The 17,726-nt window shown below is 61.5% G+C and carries 12 protein-coding genes and 2 pseudogenes; 7 read left to right on the top strand and 7 right to left on the bottom strand.

What is annotated here, in order from left to right; all coding sequences use genetic code 11:
* On the bottom strand, positions 1-2,643 hold a 2,643-nt coding region (locus CA2_RS12070; RefSeq protein WP_042417391.1), incomplete at its 3' end, for a sensor domain-containing protein.
* Positions 2,644-2,665: 22 nt separating this feature from the next.
* Between CA2_RS12070 and CA2_RS17605 the strand changes: the two are divergent.
* Positions 2,666-2,998: pseudogene (locus tag CA2_RS17605) on the top strand (integrase core domain-containing protein); the annotation flags it as partial.
* Positions 2,999-3,052: 54 nt separating this feature from the next.
* Here CA2_RS17605 and clpK read toward each other — a convergent pair.
* The 5 genes and pseudogenes from clpK to CA2_RS12040 form a co-directional block, all read right to left on the bottom strand.
* Positions 3,053-5,908: a heat shock survival AAA family ATPase ClpK gene (gene clpK, locus CA2_RS12060; protein ID WP_042417366.1), complete on the bottom strand. Its 2,856-nt coding sequence runs from the start codon at positions 5,906-5,908 to the stop codon at positions 3,053-3,055.
* A gap of 100 nt (positions 5,909-6,008) precedes the next feature.
* Complete coding sequence (locus CA2_RS12055) at positions 6,009-6,581, bottom strand: Hsp20/alpha crystallin family protein (protein WP_003052321.1); 573 nt, start codon at positions 6,579-6,581, stop codon at positions 6,009-6,011.
* Positions 6,582-7,045: 464 nt separating this feature from the next.
* On the bottom strand, positions 7,046-8,437 hold the full coding sequence (locus CA2_RS12050) for a Fic family protein (protein WP_042417358.1): 1,392 nt from the start codon (positions 8,435-8,437) through the stop codon (positions 7,046-7,048).
* Positions 8,438-8,712: 275 nt separating this feature from the next.
* Positions 8,713-8,925: pseudogene (locus tag CA2_RS12045) on the bottom strand (IS5/IS1182 family transposase); the annotation flags it as partial.
* Positions 8,926-9,352: 427 nt separating this feature from the next.
* A complete protein-coding gene (locus CA2_RS12040) occupies positions 9,353-10,237 on the bottom strand; it encodes a LysR family transcriptional regulator (protein WP_042417352.1) in 885 nt (294 codons plus the stop codon).
* Between the two features lie 179 nt (positions 10,238-10,416).
* On the opposite strand from CA2_RS12040, the gene CA2_RS12035 reads away from it, so the two are divergent.
* From CA2_RS12035 to CA2_RS12025, 3 genes are all read left to right on the top strand, one after another.
* Positions 10,417-10,929 (top strand): universal stress protein, encoded by a 513-nt coding sequence (locus tag CA2_RS12035; RefSeq protein ID WP_042417350.1) that lies wholly within the window; start codon positions 10,417-10,419, stop codon positions 10,927-10,929.
* A 79-nt stretch (positions 10,930-11,008) separates the two neighbouring features.
* On the top strand, positions 11,009-11,980 hold the full coding sequence (locus tag CA2_RS12030; RefSeq protein WP_042417348.1) for a TerC family protein: 972 nt from the start codon (positions 11,009-11,011) through the stop codon (positions 11,978-11,980).
* Positions 11,977-12,531: a universal stress protein gene (locus tag CA2_RS12025; RefSeq protein WP_042417346.1), complete on the top strand. Its 555-nt coding sequence runs from the start codon at positions 11,977-11,979 to the stop codon at positions 12,529-12,531. Before CA2_RS12030 ends, CA2_RS12025 begins: the two co-directional genes overlap by 4 nt.
* Here the strand turns inward: CA2_RS12025 and CA2_RS12020 are convergent.
* Positions 12,528-13,463 carry a LysR family transcriptional regulator gene (locus tag CA2_RS12020; RefSeq protein WP_439708935.1) on the bottom strand — a complete coding sequence of 312 codons (936 nt, stop codon included), beginning with the start codon at positions 13,461-13,463 and terminating at the stop codon, positions 12,528-12,530. The genes CA2_RS12025 and CA2_RS12020 overlap by 4 nt on opposite strands.
* 228 nt (positions 13,464-13,691) lie before the next feature.
* On the opposite strand from CA2_RS12020, the gene CA2_RS12015 reads away from it, so the two are divergent.
* From CA2_RS12015 to CA2_RS12005, 3 genes are all read left to right on the top strand, one after another.
* The gene (locus CA2_RS12015; RefSeq protein WP_042417340.1) at positions 13,692-14,327 is read left to right on the top strand and encodes a LysE family translocator; all 636 of its coding nucleotides are present in this window, start codon (positions 13,692-13,694) and stop codon (positions 14,325-14,327) included.
* 231 nt (positions 14,328-14,558) lie between these two features.
* Positions 14,559-15,917, top strand: coding sequence for an omega-aminotransferase AptA (gene aptA, locus CA2_RS12010; protein ID WP_042417386.1), 1,359 nt, complete (start codon positions 14,559-14,561; stop codon positions 15,915-15,917).
* A 141-nt stretch (positions 15,918-16,058) separates the two neighbouring features.
* Positions 16,059-17,576, top strand: a complete 1,518-nt coding sequence (locus CA2_RS12005; RefSeq protein WP_042417337.1) for a CoA-acylating methylmalonate-semialdehyde dehydrogenase — start codon at positions 16,059-16,061, stop codon at positions 17,574-17,576.
* The last annotated feature ends 150 nt before the right edge of the window (positions 17,577-17,726 follow it).

Here is a 17,726-nt window from a genome sequence, read left to right as displayed (position 1 = left end):
ATCAGGATCCTTGCCGAAGAACGTAGGGCGGCCACTTTGATCCCGCCAGTATTGGAGTGCTTCGGGTTGAGGCGGCACTTGGGTCTTACCTGACAGATAGTCGATCATCTGGGAAATCCAGACCCGGTGGTCGACGTATGTGAACGGCACGGGCAGCGCGGAGCGACTGTCAGGTTTGAATCCCTTCCAGGATAAGGGTACCTGCCAGGTGTGTAGCCATTGCTCGAATTCATGCGCCGGCATCGGATGCCCGATGGCATAACCCTGGCCCCACTCGCATCCCATACGCAGCAGCATTTCACCATGCTGAATGGATTCGACTCCCTCCGCTATGCAGTTCCTGCCAAACGACCTTGCCAGTGCCAGTAGCGCATCCAGGATGGCGATATCGTCCGGATCCTCGAGCATGTCGCGTATAAAACCTTGGTCGATCTTGAGCAGGTGCGCGGGCAGGCGCTTCAGATAGGTCAGCGATGAATAGCCGCTGCCGAAATCGTCGAGGGCAAAACGCAATCCCATCCGCTCGCACAGCGTCATCAACTGAGACACTTGAACGAAGTCCTCCACGGCGCTGGTTTCGAGGATTTCCAGTTCAAGGTCTTGCGGCTGGGCGCCGGGATGTCGTGACAACATACCCCGGAGATGCATGATGAAGTCCGGTTGCAGCAAGTGCCGCGCACCGATATTCACGCTGATCGGGACATGAAGGCCGGCCTTGCGCCAAACTTCGATCTGGGTCAGCGCAGCCTCGATGGTCCATTTCCCCACGTCAATCCCGAGCGGATGGTTCTCAATGATGGGTATGAAGGAGGCAGGAGATAACAAGCCACGCGTCGGATGTTGCCAGCGGATCAAGGCTTCGGCGCCCAGCACCTCACCGGTGCGCATGTTGACCTTAGGTTGGAAATAAAGCAGAAACTGCCCATTGGCAAGTGCATTCTCTATGCTGTCAAATCCTTCGTGACGGGTGCGCAGCGTACGATCCTTCTCCGTATCGAAAACGTGATATCGATTCTTGCCGGCTTGCTTGGCACGATACATAGCCTGATCTGCCTGACGCAGCAGTTGGTCGGCGTCGATATCTTCGCCTTGTGGGTAGTAGCTCACACCGATACTCGCGCTCACCTCGCACAGTGCGTCACCAATCGGTACGGGCTGTACAGCCACCTCGATCAGGCGATCGAGAATCGGTACGCTGACTGAAATATCCGGCAGGTCGACCAGAATAGCGACAAACTCATCACCACCAAGACGGGCCAAGGTATCGTCTTCGCGCAACACCTGCGTCATACGCCTGGACAGGACGGAAAGCAATTTGTCGCCGACTGCGTGGCCGTGCTGGTCGTTGACCTTCTTGAATCCATCCAGATCGATGAAGACAACCGCCAGGTGCATGCCACGCCGACGTGTCTGACGAATGGCCTGCTTAAGGCGGTCTCCAAGCAATAGTCGATTGGGCAAGCCGGTGAGCAGGTCGTAATGAGCAACGCGTTCAAGCTGTTGCTGGTTCTCCTTCAGCGCTGTGATGTCGGAAAACATGGCTGCGTAATGCTCGATATTGCCCCGCATATCCGGGACTGCACTGATCGTCAGCAGCGCGGCAAACTGACTGCCGTTCTTGCGTCGGCACCAGAGCTCTCCGTGCCAATAGTCGTGCTCACGCAGAGCCTGCCAAACGGTCTGATAGAACTCATCGTCATAGCGATCGGACTCGAGCAGACGAGGTGTCTGCCCCATTACTTCCTCCCGCGCATAACCAGTGATCACGGAAAACGCCCGATTGACGTTGACAATGTGGCCTTGAGCGTCCGTAACGAGGATGCCCTCTCCTGCGTGCTCAAAAACTTTAGCCGCAAGGCGAAGTTCTTCCGCGGATCTTCTGCGTGAGGTGACATCATGGATATAGCCGTGCCAGAGGATGCTCCCATCAGGCATGGCTTCAGGCGACGCCTCGCCTTCGACCCAGATCACCCGACCGTCTGGAAACTGCACTCGGTACTCGTCATGCCAAAGCGCGAGTGACTGCCCCGACGCCTGTATGGTTTCATGCACACGGTCGCGGTCTTCAGGATGGAGCGCAGCGAACGCAGGAGTGGCATCTTCAACAACATCCTCCGGTGCAACCCCGTATATTTCCTGTATTCTCGTGCTGGCATAAGGGAAGTGCGAGCTGCCCTCCGGACGAAGACGGTATTGGTAAAGCATACCGGGAACGTGGCTGGCCAACTCTTCTCGCTGTCGGCGCATAGAGTTCAGCGCCTGCTCGACCCTCTTGAGATCGGTGATGTCCTCTACCGTCCCGTCTGCCGCTCTGGGCCGACCAGAGGCGTCGCCCTTGAATGTTGCCCGCAGGTGTATCCAGCGAACCTGCCCTCCGCTGACGATGCGATACCGCAGATCAAGGGACTTTCCGCACATGGCAGCATCCCATGCCCTATCGAAGAGGGGGCGGTCTTCAGGGTGAATGCACTGCAGGAATCGCTCGAAGGCTATTGGCGCACCAACATCCAGGCCGAGCACGCGGCAGGCTTCATCGGAGCAAGTGAGGAGTTGCGAGCCAAGATCGAGACGCCAACTGCCCAAATGGGCATTCTCGTTAATCTGGCCACAGTATCGGGCTGAGATTTGAGGATTCTCATTCAAAGGTGACGCTCCTTATTGGTGCGGTGCGGAGTATTGCGGCAAGGCCGAGACGCATGACTACCAGCTATACCTGGCCGTTAATGACATTAAACACACCAAGACCAAAGCCCCCCAGACCAATAGCATCTGCAAACGATTCCACAAGACCATCTTGCAGGAGTTCTACCAAGTGGCATTGCGGCGCAAGATCTACCGATCCATCGACAAATTGCAGGTGGATCTAGATGACTGGATCGACTACTACAGCGGCCAGCGCACACATCAGGGCAAAATGTGCTGCGGCAGGCCGCCTATGCAAACGCTGATCGAAGCAAAAGAGGTGTGCGACGAAGGTACAAGCACTGAACTAATCTGACAACTGACCCGATCGAAACGGGAACAACTGTCAGATCAGATCGCAACTTCTACATCATATTTGCCCGCTCGACGGTTTCTTCTTGCGCCCCGTCTTGCCCGTATCGCTTTGCGGCTCCTCGGCGGTCTTGGCTTCGTTAGGTTTCTCCGTTCCGACCTCGGCCTCGGCCTCCGGCTGCTCCTTGCGCTCGAAGCTCAGGCGCTCAGCTTTCTCGTCCCAGCGTGCATTGGCATGATCGTCCTTGCCGATGCCGCCACCGAGCATTTCCCTCGCCAGCGCGGTTTCCAACTCGCTGCGAATCAATCGCTTGAGCTCACGCGCCCCAAACTCGGGTTTGTAACCTTCTTGGGCAAAGTGGTCGATGAGCGTCTGGTCGTAAGTCAGTGTGACCCCTTGGCTGGCCGCGTTACGCGCCACGCGCTCGAGCTGCAGGCTGACGATATGGCGAATCTCCTCCTTGCCCAGGGAGTGGAATACGATGATCTCATCGATGCGATTGAGAAACTCGGGGCGGAAGTGCCCGCGCAACACGTCCATCACTTCGGCCTTGGTCTTTTCGTACTCCTCATCTGCGGCACCGCGAGCCTTCAAGCGCCGCTGGATGATGTCCGAGCCGAGGTTGGACGTGGCGATGATGATGGTGTTGGTGAAGTCCACCACCCGTCCCTTGCCATCGGTAAGGCGCCCATCGTCGAAGACCTGCAACAGAATGTTGTAGACATCGGGATGTGCTTTCTCGATCTCATCAAGCAGCAACACACTGTACGGTTTGCGACGTACTTTTTCCGTGAGTTGTCCGCCTTCGTCATAACCGACATAGCCCGGAGGTGCGCCTACCAAACGTGCGACGGTATGGCGTTCGCCGTACTCAGACATGTCGATGCGCAAGAGCGCCCCCTCATCGCCGTAGATGGCTTCAGCCAAAGCCTTGGCGAGTTCGGTCTTACCCACGCCGGTCGGGCCGAGGAACAGGAACGTAGCCACCGGCTTGCTGCCTTCGCGCAGCCCCGCCCGTGACAGTCGTACCGCGTCGGCCACCGCCCGCACGGCCTCGTCTTGCCCCACCAAACGCTCGTGTAGCCGTTGCTCCAGGTGCAGCAGCTTTTCGCGCTCCTCCACCGTCAGTTCGTTGACCGGGATGCCAGTTAGACGCGACACGATCTGCGCTACGTGCTGGGCCTTGACCTCGGCACTGCCCGAAGCACGCTCACGCTCCCAGTCTTTGACGAGTTTCTTGAGTTCGGCTTCCTTGACCTCGATGCGCTTGCCAAGTTCAGCAGCCTTGTCATACTGCTTGCGCGATGCCAGATAGTCTTGCTCGCGGCGTAATTGGTGCAGTTCGGATTCAAGCTCCTGCACCGCCACCGGGCGCGCCGTGGCCGACAGCTTCACGCGCGCGGCGGCCTGATCCAACAAGTCGATGGCTTTGTCGGGGAGAAAGCGTGCTGTGATATACCGGTCAGAGAGCTCAGCCGCAGCAATGATCGCGTCCTCCGTAATGCTGACCTTGTGGTGCGCTTCAAAGGTGTCGCGCAGACCACGAAGGATCATCATGGTCTGTGCTACCGTCGGCTCGGGCACCATCACCGGCTGGAAGCGACGCTCCAGCGCGGCATCCTTTTCAATGTACTTTTGGTACTCGTTGAGCGTGGTGGCACCGATCAGGTTGAGTTCGCCGCGCGCCATCATCGGCTTGAAGACGTTGGCCACGTCGAGCCCGCCTTCGCCACCACCCTGGCCAGCACCAACGATGGTGTGCACCTCGTCGATAAACAAGATGAGCTCGCCCTGGTGCTCGGTCACTTCCTTGAGCACCTTCTGTACACGCTCCTCGAACTCACCCCGGTACTTGGCCCCCGCGACCATCGCGTTAATATTCAGCTCCACCAAGCGCTTGTCGCGTAATGTCTCGGGTACTTCGCCAGCTACCATGCGCTGCGCCAGTCCCTCGACGATGGCTGTCTTGCCCACCCCCGGCTCGCCGATCAGTACCGGATTGTTCTTCTTGCGCCGGGCCAGCACCTCGATGGTGGTCTCAATCTCCTGTGCGCGGCCGATGACCGGATCGAGCTTGCCGTCGCGCGCCATTTTGGTGAGGTCTCGCGAGTACTTGTCGAGCTCAGGTGTGTTGGTCGGCGTCTCAGCGCGACCGTCCTCGGCCCCCTTGCCGACCACCTTGCTCACCTGTTGACGCAGCGCCTGCGGCGTGAGGCCATATCGGCGCAGCAGGTTGGCGGCCAAACCTTCGCCTTCCTCTGCCAAGCCGATCAGGAAGTGTTCCGGGCCGACATACGAGTGACCCAGTTCGTTGGATGCCACGAAAGCACGACTCAGTGCATCCTTGACGCGCGGCGACACGCCAATTTCGCCCTCGAACGGCTTGTCACCGCGTTTGGCTTCGGATTCGATCTGTCGCGTGAGATCATCGACCTTGATCTTGAACTGACCGAGGATGGTCTTGATTACGTCGCTGTGGTTCAGTGCCAAAAGCAGGTGCTCAGTATCCACTTCCGGACGACCGAACTCGGCCGCATACTTGGCGGCTTCCTGAAGCAACTCCTCTGATTGCTCGCTGATGCGGCTAGCGAGTCCGCTGCCTCGACGGCGCGGTGCACCTGAACCCGCCGAAGCCGGTTCGCCAAAGGAGGCATCGACCACATCATCGGCATCGGCAGCAACAGTCGCCGACTCGTCACCAATACGGAAAAAGTCGCTACCCAGAAAGTCCTCAAACAGACCGCTGCGCGCGCCAAACAAGGCTTCCAGCGGAGAAACGGTGCGCTTCTGCTGGCGCACGAGTTGACGGTAATGATCGTCACAGAGCAGCATGGTGCTGTGGCGACCATTGAGATTGGCTTCCACCCGCACCGTGGCGGGCTGACCGCAGACTTGGCATTGTTTTCTGGCCATGCTGACACTCCTTAACTTAGATAGGCAGCGAGGCACCGTATGGCACAGTGCCGCGCCGGTCGTTTGATCAGTTTCGATGTGAAAGAGTTGGTTGAGGGCGTCAGTTATTGACCGGGATTGAACGCCCCTGTTTTGGTGCACTGACCTCACGCTTGTCCATGGTGATCGTGAGCACTCCGTTCTTAAAATTGGCTTTGATCGAATCCTGGTTGGCATCATCTGGCAGATTCAGGGCGCGCTGGAAACTGCCATAGGAGCGTTCGATGCGGTGAAAGCCACTCTCTTTCTTTTCCTGCTCCTGACGCTTCTCACCACGCACTACCAGTACGTCGTTGTCGAGGGTGATCTGGATATCCTTCTCCTCAACACCGGGAAGTTCCAAAGCGATCTTGTACTGTTTATCGGCTTCCTGGATGTCCAGAGCCGGCATTAGCATGCCCGACCAGTCGGCTGGTAAGCGCTGCACTGCTAGTGCAGGAAATCCGCCGCCCCGAAATGCATTGTCGAACAGACGGTCAATTTCGCGATGCAACTGCAAAATCGGACTGACCGCACCAGCTGTCACCAGCCGATCATTGCGCTGCACGGGCAGAGCGGAAGAGGCTGTTTGCTGCTCCTCCTGCTCCTTTTTGAACCAGTTCCAGGGTGCCAACTTCTTGAAGTCAATATCCATATCACACCTCCACATAGAGAAGATTCGGTCATTTCGTTAGCCTGCTGCGACGAACATCGCGCAGTTGCGACAAGACCTGATCGGCTGATTTCTGCTTTTCACATTTGCGCATCACCTCCTTCTTCTTTGTGCTGACTTGCATCTGATCGGCAATCCACTGATCAATCTCACCTCTCCGAAATCGCCATACACCACCCACTTTGAACGCGCGGATCTACCCTTTCGCGGCGAGTCCATACAGTGTTCGATTAGCGAGCATCAAATACGGGGAGCACTCCAGGCTTTCATCGCACCTTCTCCATGCTCCTTCATCTATACAAACGATTGGGAGTTCTTGCAGATCTTTGCAAAGTATGTGCTAGACAGAAACGTTGTCAAGGCGCACTAGACACATAGACGTGTCCACCCTCATGTCGATCATGGCTGCCTATGGATGGGCTACCTCCGGTTTCAAAAACACCTTGTTAAGACCGAGTTTGTCCTTGCTTCCAATCGATCATTTCAAGCGGCCGTAGTCCAAACCGAACGGCGTTCCCTGCATGCAAGCCAGCTAGTTCCTTGAGTACGAGTTGTGTGAAGTGCTCGCGGTCTTCAGGCTGCACACTTCCAGGCAGCATGGCTTGGACGCTGGCCTCATTCACGGGCAGGCCGCCGCGAACAACAGCTGCAATCACTTCACCAAGCACTTGCCGGTAGCGCAGGCGCAAGATGTCGGGTGGCACCAGGCTTTGCTGCACAGCCACGTACTGCTGGCAGGAACGCTCATAGGCCCACACAAAGACATCCCGCAGCAAGTCAACCTGGTTGAGTTCGTACACGCCGATCATGGCATCCACGTACGCTTGCTGCGGCACATCAATGAATGACAGCGGGCACAGGTTGTGGCGAATGAACGGAATGTTGGCAGCCAGGCGCGACACCCGCTTGTTCACATCCTCGAAAGGCTGCAAGTAAGGCAAGTGCACCATCAAAAAGAATGCCTGCTCGAAGGGATCTTCGATTTCAGCGGCCATGCCCACCACGATGCCGAACAGCTCTTCCAGGCGCTGCGGCAAAGCCACCGGCAGGTACACGCTGCCGCCAATTTCAACTGCACGGCTGCGAATGCGGCCACACATCGCAGGGTCAGCCATCAAGCCATCGGAAAGCAAAGCATGCAAGGCCACGATGGTGTCTTGCGAAACCACGGCCTGCTCAGGTGAGTGCACCAAGAATTCAATCGCTTGCTTGTGGTTCAGGATCATCTGCGTTTCAAACGCATCCTTACCCTCTGCCACCTGGCCAAACTCAATCAGCCGTGCTGTATCCAAACGGCTGTAGGTGTTGCCTTCGAGTTGCGAAGAAGCCCAAGAAAGGTCGATCAGCAAGCGATTGAGAATGTCCCTCGCAAAGGTGCCTGCAGGTGTTTGCTCGGCAGGTGAGCGCCCCAGGGCATGTAGCTGTTCACGCAGCTTCAAAGGCAGGTACGCGGTGTGGTTGGGGTGGTATTGCTCCAAAAACTCAGTGCGATAGACCACAGGCTTGCGTAAATGCCGAGGCTGACGCACATACGCTTTGATGGCTTCGCCTTCAGCGCTGACAGGAACATATGGCTCGATCGCAGCCTCTGTGCCTGCAGAAGCTACGCCACTTGGGCTTTCATCTTCCAGAACAGGAAAGTAGCGCACGGCCCGCGCTTGCCCCTGCACCCTAATGCGCCCTTGTTCAACCAGTACAGCCAGTCTGCGCTGAAGGCTACGGCGTTGCAAGGCCAGCCCAGACTCATGCAGCACTTCTTCAGCGTTCACCCCTTCTGGGTGACGCTCAATGACATTGATCAACAAGTCGAGCTCTTGCTGTGGTTTGACGCTATTCATGACGCGGATTTTGACGTGATTTAAAAATTGCGTCAATATTTTGACGCAATAAAAATAAAGATAAGGGCAGAACAAACTTGAAGTCAGTGCCTTGCAAAAGTCCTCTTACTCCCCTAGTTTCAACAAACGAAAAACAAAAAAGGGGCATAAAGCCCCTTTCAGTGTTTATCAAACATTCCCCATCAAGTCACTCGCAAGCTCAGCCTCCGTCATATCTGACAGGCGTTGTTGCATAAATCACCCTGAGGCCGAGCTACCCCAAACCTCAGACGGATTTACGCAGCAGCGACCGTCTGGGGTGTGCCCAGAGCGGTAAATTGATTGAGGATTGACGCTCGAATATTGAGCTCGGCCACCTGGCGTTCAAACGTCCTGGCCATCACCTTCTCGCCCAGGCGCTTGAAGCAATTCATCTTGGTCTCCACCAAAGACCTTCGGTGGTAGCCGCTCCAGCGTTTCCAGATAGCCCGCCCCAACTGCCTACATGAATCGACCAAGCTTTCCTAGATAGTTGCCAGCCTCACACAATGACGTCTCTCGAACTCTACGGGAGACAGGCCATCCTGCTACAGATCTTTAGTGAGTGACTACTTGGAAAAAAGCAGGTGTTTATGTTGCGTAATCTTCAGACGGCTATCGCACTGCAAAGCCGACAACTACACGGCAAACGGCATCAATAATGTGCTTCGTACTGGTACACTAAGAAGTCCATTTGAGTGGTACACACGCAGTTTTTAAAAAGTCATAAGTTATTGATTTTTAAGAACTTTTATCATCTGACGCCGAATCTCACAGCCTCCGCCAGATAGCCAATCAACCAGCGCCTTTACGGCGCTTTTTCTTTGGGGCACCCAGCCCTCACCCGCTGCACTGCCCTGCCGGTCTCGCAACACACCCACACCGTGCCAGGTGTTCCTAGCGTTGGTTGGGCAGCAGCCTTTGCACCAACGGGTGCAGCACCTTCTTGTTGGCGCCGATCGCGAAGAAGTACTCCTCGACGCCTTCGCAGGCGCCCACGCGCTTCACCCCGTAGCGCGACACCAGTTCGTCGTGCACCAGGCCGGCCATCGGAAAGACCCCCATGCCGGCGGCACCAAACGTCTTGAGCAAGGCGCTGTCCTCGAATTCACCCACCACGTGCGGCTTGATCCCCAGGCGCTCGAACCACTGGTCCAGCCGGGCGCGCACGGCCGCGTGGGTGGTGGGCAGCAGCACGGGCACGCGCGCCAGAGAATCCGGAAAGCCCCGGCGCGCCGTCGCATACAGCGAGGCGGGCGCGTACCAGGCCAGGGCCGAGGCCCCCAGCGCGTGGCTGTACACCTTCAGGCTGGGATTGGGCGGCGCGGCACGGTCGGCCAGCACGATGTCCAGCCGGTGCAGCGCCAGATCGCCCAGCAAGTCCTCGAACTCGTCGACGAGGCACAGCAGCCGCAGGTGGGGCTCGCGCAGCACCGGCTGTATCAGGCTGCGGACCGCCAGCTTGGGCAGCTCATCGGAAATGCCGATCACCAGCCGCACCGAGGGCGAACCCACGGCGTCACGCACGACGTCGGGCAGCTGTTCCCCCAACTGGAAAATCTGCTCGGCCTGGCGCATGGCGGCGATGCCGGCCTCCGTCAGCGCCACGCCCCGCCCGGCGGGCTTGAACAAGGCATAGCCCAGCGAACGCTCCAGCTCACGCACCTGGGTGCTCACGGTCTGCACGGCCATGCCCAGGCGGGCTGCGGCGCGGGCCATGCCTCCCTCCTTGGCGACCACCCAGAAATAGTACAGATGCCGGTAACTGAAGCCTGTGCCCATGGTTCGGTTTTCCAGAACTGAGGTTTCCCAATTATCTGCTTTTACAAATCCGGTGCCCCGCTATCGTGGGGCTGCATTCTGTGCAAGACCGGTGACCTTCCCACGGCACAGCCCTTGGACCACCACCGGACCTGCACGCGATGTTCCTGACAGACCGCCCCATTTCAAGGAGACGCGCCATGTTGAAAGTCCTGGTCCCATCGGATGGTTCCGCCAGTTCGCAATGCGCGGTACGCCACGTCATCAGCGAATGCAGCAAGCACCGCGAACTCGACATCCATCTGCTCAACGTGCAGCCTCCCTTCTCGAAATTCATCAGCGACCACAGCAGCGATGAAGGCCGGATGGAGTTCCACCAGGAACAGGCCCGGCAGGCACTGGCGCCGGCGCGGCAGTTGCTGGACAGCGCCGAGATTGCCTACACCGTGCATTGCGAAGTGGGCGACAGGGTCGACTGCATTGTCGAGACCGCACGCCGGCTGCAGTGCGATGCCATCGTCATGGGTACAGCGCGCAAGAGTTCCCTGGTCCGGCTGGTCGAGAACTCAGTCACCAACCAGGTGCTGGAGCGCACCAGCGTGCCCGTGGAGGTGATCGCAGGCGAAGCGGCCTCGCGGCTGGAGCGCGTGGGCATTCCGGCCGGTGTCGGTACGGGGGCGGGCCTACTGGCCTTGTGGATGGCCGCGAACTGAGCCCATCCACCGCGGCGGCTGACACCCGCCGCGCCATGCCGGTGCTGCCAACGTCCAACACCCTGTCGGGAGCCTGCCCATGAGCAACATCGAATCCCTGGCCACCGGCCCGATGTGGGCCGGATTCATCGCCTTCGTGCTGGCCATGCTGCTGCTGGACCTGTTCGTGCTGGGTGGCAACAAGGCGCACCGCGTCTCGGCGCGGGAAGCGGCCTGCTGGACCGCCACCTGGATGGCCCTGGCCATCACCTTCGGCGCCCTGTGGTGGTGGTACCTGGATGGCACGGCCGGCCGCGAGATCGCCAACCGCAAGGCGCTGGAGTTCTTCACCGGCTACCTCATCGAGCAGGCCCTGTCGGTCGACAACATGTTTGTCTTCGTGATGATCTTCAACTACTTCGCCGTGCCGCCCGAGCTGCAGCGCCGCGTGCTGCTGTATGGCGTGCTAGGCGCCATCGCGATGCGGGCGGTCATGATCCTGGGCGGTATCTGGCTGGTGTCGCAGTTTGCCTGGGTGCTCTACGTGTTCGGCCTGCTGCTGGTGGTCACCGGGGTCAAGATGCTGGTCATGGCCGACCAGAAACCGGACCTGGAAAAGAACCCCTTGCTGCGCTGGCTGCGTGGCCACATGCGCATCACGCCCGGTTTTCATGGGCAGGCCTTCTTCGTGCGCATCGACGGCCTGCGCTACGCAACGCCGATGTTCCTGGTGCTGATGATGATCGAAGCCAGCGACTTGGTGTTTGCCGTTGACAGCATCCCGGCCATCTTCGCCGTGACCACCGACCCCTTCATCGTGTTCACGTCCAACATTTTTGCCATCATGGGTCTGCGGGCGCTGTACTTCCTGCTGGCCGACATGGCCGAGCGCTTCCACCTGCTCAAGTACGGCCTGGCCCTGGTGCTGATCTATATCGGCGGCAAGATGCTGGCCATGCCCTGGTTCCACATGCCGGTGCAGTGGTCGCTGGTGATCGTCGGGTCCATCGTTCTGACCTCGGTGCTGCTGAGCATGCACCTCTCCCACCGTAAAACCCGGAGTGCGCTATGACCCCGTCCACGGCCCACGATCACGACCGCATCCCCACTCCCGACCAGATCCAGCGTGATGACCTGGGCCGGATCGACGCCGTGGCATGGCTGGGCACGGCAGAAGGCCAGCAGGCCGGCAGTGCGCGCTGGCTGGTGGCGGTCGATGGCTCGGCCTGTGCCTTGCATGCCGTGCAGGCGGCGGCCCATCTGGTGGCCCTGGGCCAGGGGAGCGGCATCGATCTGGTGCACGTGCAGTCCTGGCTGAGCAAGGAAGCCGCAGAAACCGAACTGGCACGCGGCGGCTGGGCCACCACGGCCCCCGCGCGCCGCCTGCTGGAGATGGCGTCCATCCCGTGGAACCTGCATGTCCTCATGGGAGAGGCCGCTGACGAGATCGTGGGCCTGGCGCACAGGCTGGGCAGCCTGGGCATTGCCGTCGGCTCGCACGGGCTGACGGCGGCCGAATCGGTGCTGCTGGGCTCCGTGGCCGACCAGGTCTTGCGCCGCGCCACACTGCCGGTGCTGATCGTGAACGGTGCCCCGGCCATGCCGGCAACACCCGGTGCCTAGCCTGCGTGCGCCTGCGCCAGGCAATCGATGAAGACCTGCGCCGCACGGCTGGGGGCCGGCGACAGGCGCCACATCGCGACGAACTGGCAGTCGTAGTGAAAGCGCTCGGGCGCAATCGCCTGCAACCGGCCGGTGGTCTGCAGCAGACGCCCGTAGTGGTCGGGCAGGAAGCCCAGGTAGCAGCCGGTCTGCACCAGGGTGGCAATCGCCTCCTGGTCAAAGCCGGTGGCCCTGCGGCGCAGGCCCACGCGGTGGGCCAGTTCCATGTTGGGCGAGTGGTAGCCCAACCCCGCGAACGCATGTGCCTGCAGGTGCGGCCAGTCCAGCTGGCTGTGGTCCGCGCCGTACAGGGGGTGGCCGGGGCCGCAGTACAGCAGCATGTGCTCGGCAAACAGGTCGCGGTACACCAGACTGCCCGAGCTGCGGTGTGCAGGGATCACGCCCACCTGGAAGCGTCCGTCCATCAGGCCCCGCTCGATCTCGTGCATGTGGGTCACATGCAGCTGGATCTCCACGTCCGGCGCCTGCTGGTGAAAGGCCTGGAGGGCCCGATCGATGTGCGCCTGCGGGTTGGTCACGGTCTTGTCGAACACCGCGATTTCCAGGCTGCCTCCCATGCGGTCATGGATGGCATGGATACGGCTGCGAAACAGGCCCACCCCGCCCAGCAGCTGCAAGGTGGCCTCGTAGACCTGAGCGCCCTCGGGCGTGAGGGCGAAGCCGGCGCGCCCACGGCGGCACAGCACCAGGCCCAGGCGCTCTTCCAGGTCCTTCATGTGGCGACTCAGCGTGGAGGCGCTGATGTTCAGCTCCAGCTCGGCGGCCGACATACCGCCACACTCCACCACGCTCTTGAAGATGCGCAGCAGGCGCAGGTCCATGTCGCTGAGCTGGCCCAGCACCGCCCGCGAGCGGCCCAGCGGCGCCGGAATGCCTCCGTCCGCCGAAGCACTGGCGGGTTGGAGGTCCGATGCAGAAATGGGAGCAGGCCGTGGCGTCATGGCTGGGATTAGAGCAAGTTTTGCACCAGCTGCCTAGCGGTGGGCCGCAGGTCGCCATGGCTGCACCCCAGCGGACCACGGCTGGTCGCACGGTGGCTTGCCAGGCGGCCCGGCCCCCTGGTGTAATCGAACGCCCTGTCTTGCGCGTTGCGGCCCACCATGATGCCCGTCCACGATCTGCTGGTGTTCGCCGGCGCCTCCCTGCTGCTGGTCCTGACCCCGGGGCCCAACATGCTGTACCTGATCTCACGCTCCCTCTGCCAGGGGCGCGCCGCCGGCGTCATTTCGCTGGCCGGCGTGGTGCTGGGCTTTTTTGTGCACATGCTGGCCGCCAGCCTGGGCATCACCGCGCTGTTCATGGCCGTGCCGCTGGCGTTTGAAGTGCTGAAATGGGCCGGCGCCGCCTACCTGCTGTGGATGGCCTGGCAAGCCGTCCGGCCCGGTGGAGCCTCGCCTTTCGACCCAACCCTGCCCCTGCCGGCCGAATCGCCGCGCAGGCTGTTTGCCATGGGCCTGCTCACCAGCATCCTCAACCCCAAGGTGGCGATGTTCTACCTGTCCATCTTTCCGCAGTTCGTCAGCGCCGCGCACGGCTCGGTGTTCTGGCAGAGCATGACGCTGGGCATGGTCCAGATCACCACCAGCTTCAGCGTCAACCTGCTGATCACGCTGTTCGCCGCGCACATCGCCCGCTGGTTCCAGGGCAACCCGCACTGGCTGCGGGCCCAGAAATGGGTGATGGGCACGGTGCTGGCCGGTCTGGCCGTGCGCCTGGCCCTGGAGCAGCGCCGCTAGGCGCGGCGGCGACCGCGTACCGCCGCGCGGGGCCTGCACCTCCGGTGCGGGGGGGCCGCCGCCCTGCGCACCCGATGTTGAGGTGGGTTGCCGCAGAGCACGGCCGTCACAGTACACATGCACGCATTACTTGCAATATTTCGCAAGTAAACATGGATGTACGACTATTCAAGAAAACGTCGCCACCTCCAACAATGGCCTCCAGCACAGCGTTTGCCCGAGGAAATTGCCATGGACTTCACCGACACCGCCCCATCTGCCACGACCGCCACCCGCCAGGACGCCGCCTGGCTGGAAGCGCACTGGATGCCCTTCACCGGCAACCGCAACTTCAAGGCCCAGCCGCGCATGATCGTCGGCGCCCAGGGCGCCTACCTGCACGACAGCGCCGGCCGCAAGATTTTTGATGGCCTGTCGGGCCTGTGGTGTACGGGCCTGGGCCATGGCCGCCAGGAGATCGCCCAGGCCGTGGGCCAGGCCGCCCTGCAGCTGGACTATGCGCCCGCCTTCCAGTTTGGCCACCCGGCCTCGTTCGCCCTGGCCAACAAGCTGGTGGAGCTGACGCCGGCCGGCCTGGACCACGTGTTCTTCACCGGCTCGGGCTCCGAGGCCGCCGACACCTCGCTGAAGATGGCCCGCGCCTACTGGCGCACCAAGGGCCAGGCCGGCAAGACCCGCCTGATCGGCCGCGAAAAGGGCTACCACGGCGTGAACTACGGCGGTATCTCGGTCGGTGGTCTGGCCGGCAACCGCAAGCTGTTCGGCCAGGGGATTGAAGCCGACCACCTGCCCCACACCCAGCCCCCGGCCGGCTCGTTCTGCCGGGGCATGCCCGACCTCGACGGCCGCGCGCTGGCCGACCGCCTACTGGACGTGATTGCCCTGCACGACGCCAGCACCATTGCCGCCGTGATCGTCGAGCCGTTTTCCGGCTCGGCCGGCGTGGTGATTCCGCCGGCCGGCTATCTGCAGCGCCTGCGCGAGATCTGCACCCAGCACCACATCCTGCTGATCTTTGACGAGGTCATCACCGGCTTTGGCCGCTGCGGCGGCTGGACGGGCTCGGAGGTCTTTGGCGTCACGCCCGACATCCTGAACTTCGCCAAGCAGGTCACCAACGGCGCCCAGCCCCTGGGCGGCTGCGTGGTGCGCAAGGAGATCTACGACACCTTCATGGCCGCTGGCGGCCCCGAGTACATGCTGGAGTTTGCCCACGGCTACACCTACTCGGCCCACCCCGTGGCCTGCGCCGCTGGCCTGGCCGCGCTGGACCTGCTGGAGCGCGAGGACGCGCCGGGCCGCGTGCGCGCCCTGGCCCCGCATTTCGAGCAGGCCGTGCACAGCCTGCGCGGCTGCCAGCACGTGGCCGACATCCGCAACTTCGGTCTGGCCGCTGGCTTCAGCATCGCCGCGCTGCCGGGCGAGCCCGCCAAGCGCCCCTACGAGATCGCCATGGCGATGTGGGACAAGGGCTTTTACGTGCGCTACGGCGCCGACACCATCCAACTGGCACCGCCCTTCATCAGCACACCCGCGGAAATCGACAGCCTGGTCAACGCCCTGGGCGAGACGCTGAACGCCACCGCGTAAACCCGCAGGCTGGGGCCCACGCCACTGTCCCGCAGGCGCTGGCCTGCAGCCGGCGCGCTGCGGATACTGGCCCACTCCCCTGAAACCATAGCTGCTGGCGCACCATCCATCTGCGCTGCAGCCTTTTTGGAGCACCACCCCATGCACAAGGATTCCTCCATCACCTCGACCATCGGCCACCTGATCGACGGCCAGATCGTGGCCGACACCGAGCGCACGCAGCCGGTGTTCAACCCCGCCACCGGCCAATCGACCACCAGCGTGGCCCTGGCATCCCAAGCCACGGTCGAGGCTGCCATCGCCTCGGCCGAGGCGGCCTTCCCCGCCTGGCGCGCCACGCCACCGCTCAAGCGCGCGCGCGTGATGTCCAGGTTCAAGCAGCTGCTCGAAGAGCACGCCGACAAGATCGCCGCGATGATCACCGCCGAGCACGGCAAGGTGCTGGCCGATGCCCACGGCGAGCTGCAGCGCGGCATCGAGAACGTGGAATACGCCAGCTACGCGCCCGAGCTGCTCAAGGGCGAGCACAGCCGCAACGTGGGTCCCGGCATCGACAGCTGGAGCGAATTCCAGGCCCTGGGGGTCACCGCCGGCATCACGCCGTTCAACTTCCCGGCCATGGTGCCGCTGTGGATGTGGCCCATGGCCGTGGCCTGTGGCAACACCTTTGTGCTCAAGCCCTCGGAGCGCGATCCCTCGTCCACCCTGTTCATCGCCCAGCTGGCGCTGGAAGCCGGCCTGCCCCCCGGTGTGCTCAACGTGGTCAACGGCGACAAGACCGCCGTGGACACGCTGCTGCGCGACGCACGCGTCAAGGCCGTGAGCTTTGTCGGCTCCACGCCGATTGCGGAATACATCTACGCCGAAGGCTGCAAGCATGGCAAGCGCGTGCAGGCCCTGGGCGGCGCCAAGAACCACGCCGTGCTGATGCCCGACGCCGATGTAGACAACGCCGTCAGCGCGCTGATGGGCGCGGCGTACGGCTCGTGCGGCGAGCGCTGCATGGCCATCCCGCTGCTGGTGGCCGTGGGCGACGCCGTGGGTGACGCGGTGATTGCCGGGCTGAAGACCGAGATCGCCAAGATGAAGGTCGGCCCCGGCACGGACAACGGCAACGACATGGGCCCACTGGTGACCCAGCCGCACTTCGAGAAGGTCAAGGCCTATGTGGACAGCGGCGTGGCCGAAGGCGCCACGCTGGTGGTGGACGGCCGCGGCGTGAAGGTGGAAGGTCACGAGGAAGGCTACTTCCTGGGCGCCTGCCTGTTCGACCACGTGAAGCCCGGCATGAAGATCTACCAGGAAGAAATCTTTGGCCCCGTGCTGGGCGTGGTGCGCGTGAAGACGCTGCAGGAAGCCATGCAGCTGATCAACGACCACGAGTACGGCAACGGCACCTGCATCTTCACGCGCGACGGCGAGGCCGCGCGCTACTTCACCGACCACATCCAGGTGGGCATGGTGGGCGTGAACGTGCCCCTGCCCGTGCCCGTGGCCTACCACTCGTTCGGCGGCTGGAAGCGCAGCCTGTTCGGCGACCTGCACGCCTACGGCCCCGATGCCGTGCGCTTTTACACCAAGCGCAAGACCATCACCCAGCGCTGGCCCAGCGCCGGCGTGCGCGAAGGCGCGGTGTTCAGCTTCCCCAGCAGCCGCTGACAAAACAGGAGCGGTTGGCGCTGAGGAAACAAGGACTTCAGGCTTCAATCAGCTTGAAGTTCTTGCAAAACCAGCGCTGGCCGCTCCTTTTTTAAATAGCACAGGCGCGGCCGATCTGGTTTGTTTCTTGCTGGTGCCTGGGTCACTCCA

The organism is Comamonas aquatica NBRC 14918 (genome assembly GCF_000739875.1).
In the GTDB taxonomy this organism is placed as follows: Bacteria; Pseudomonadota; Gammaproteobacteria; order Burkholderiales; family Burkholderiaceae_C; genus Comamonas; species Comamonas aquatica.
This window is presented reverse-complemented; position numbering and strand designations above follow the sequence as displayed.

Excerpts from the sequence above, each read along its gene's own strand:
- aptA (WP_042417386.1), top strand. The coding sequence starts at position 14,559 with ATGGACTTCACCGACACCGCCCCATCTGCCACGACCGCCACCCGCCAG.
- CA2_RS12040 (WP_042417352.1), bottom strand. The coding sequence starts at position 10,237 with ATGGGCACAGGCTTCAGTTACCGGCATCTGTACTATTTCTGGGTGGTC.
- CA2_RS12035 (WP_042417350.1), top strand. The coding sequence starts at position 10,417 with ATGTTGAAAGTCCTGGTCCCATCGGATGGTTCCGCCAGTTCGCAATGC.
- CA2_RS12005 (WP_042417337.1), top strand. The coding sequence starts at position 16,059 with ATGCACAAGGATTCCTCCATCACCTCGACCATCGGCCACCTGATCGAC.
- clpK (WP_042417366.1), bottom strand. The coding sequence starts at position 5,908 with ATGGCCAGAAAACAATGCCAAGTCTGCGGTCAGCCCGCCACGGTGCGG.
- CA2_RS12050 (WP_042417358.1), bottom strand. The coding sequence starts at position 8,437 with ATGAATAGCGTCAAACCACAGCAAGAGCTCGACTTGTTGATCAATGTC.
- CA2_RS12055 (WP_003052321.1), bottom strand. The coding sequence starts at position 6,581 with ATGGATATTGACTTCAAGAAGTTGGCACCCTGGAACTGGTTCAAAAAG.
- CA2_RS12025 (WP_042417346.1), top strand. The coding sequence starts at position 11,977 with ATGACCCCGTCCACGGCCCACGATCACGACCGCATCCCCACTCCCGAC.
- CA2_RS12015 (WP_042417340.1), top strand. The coding sequence starts at position 13,692 with ATGATGCCCGTCCACGATCTGCTGGTGTTCGCCGGCGCCTCCCTGCTG.
- CA2_RS12030 (WP_042417348.1), top strand. The coding sequence starts at position 11,009 with ATGAGCAACATCGAATCCCTGGCCACCGGCCCGATGTGGGCCGGATTC.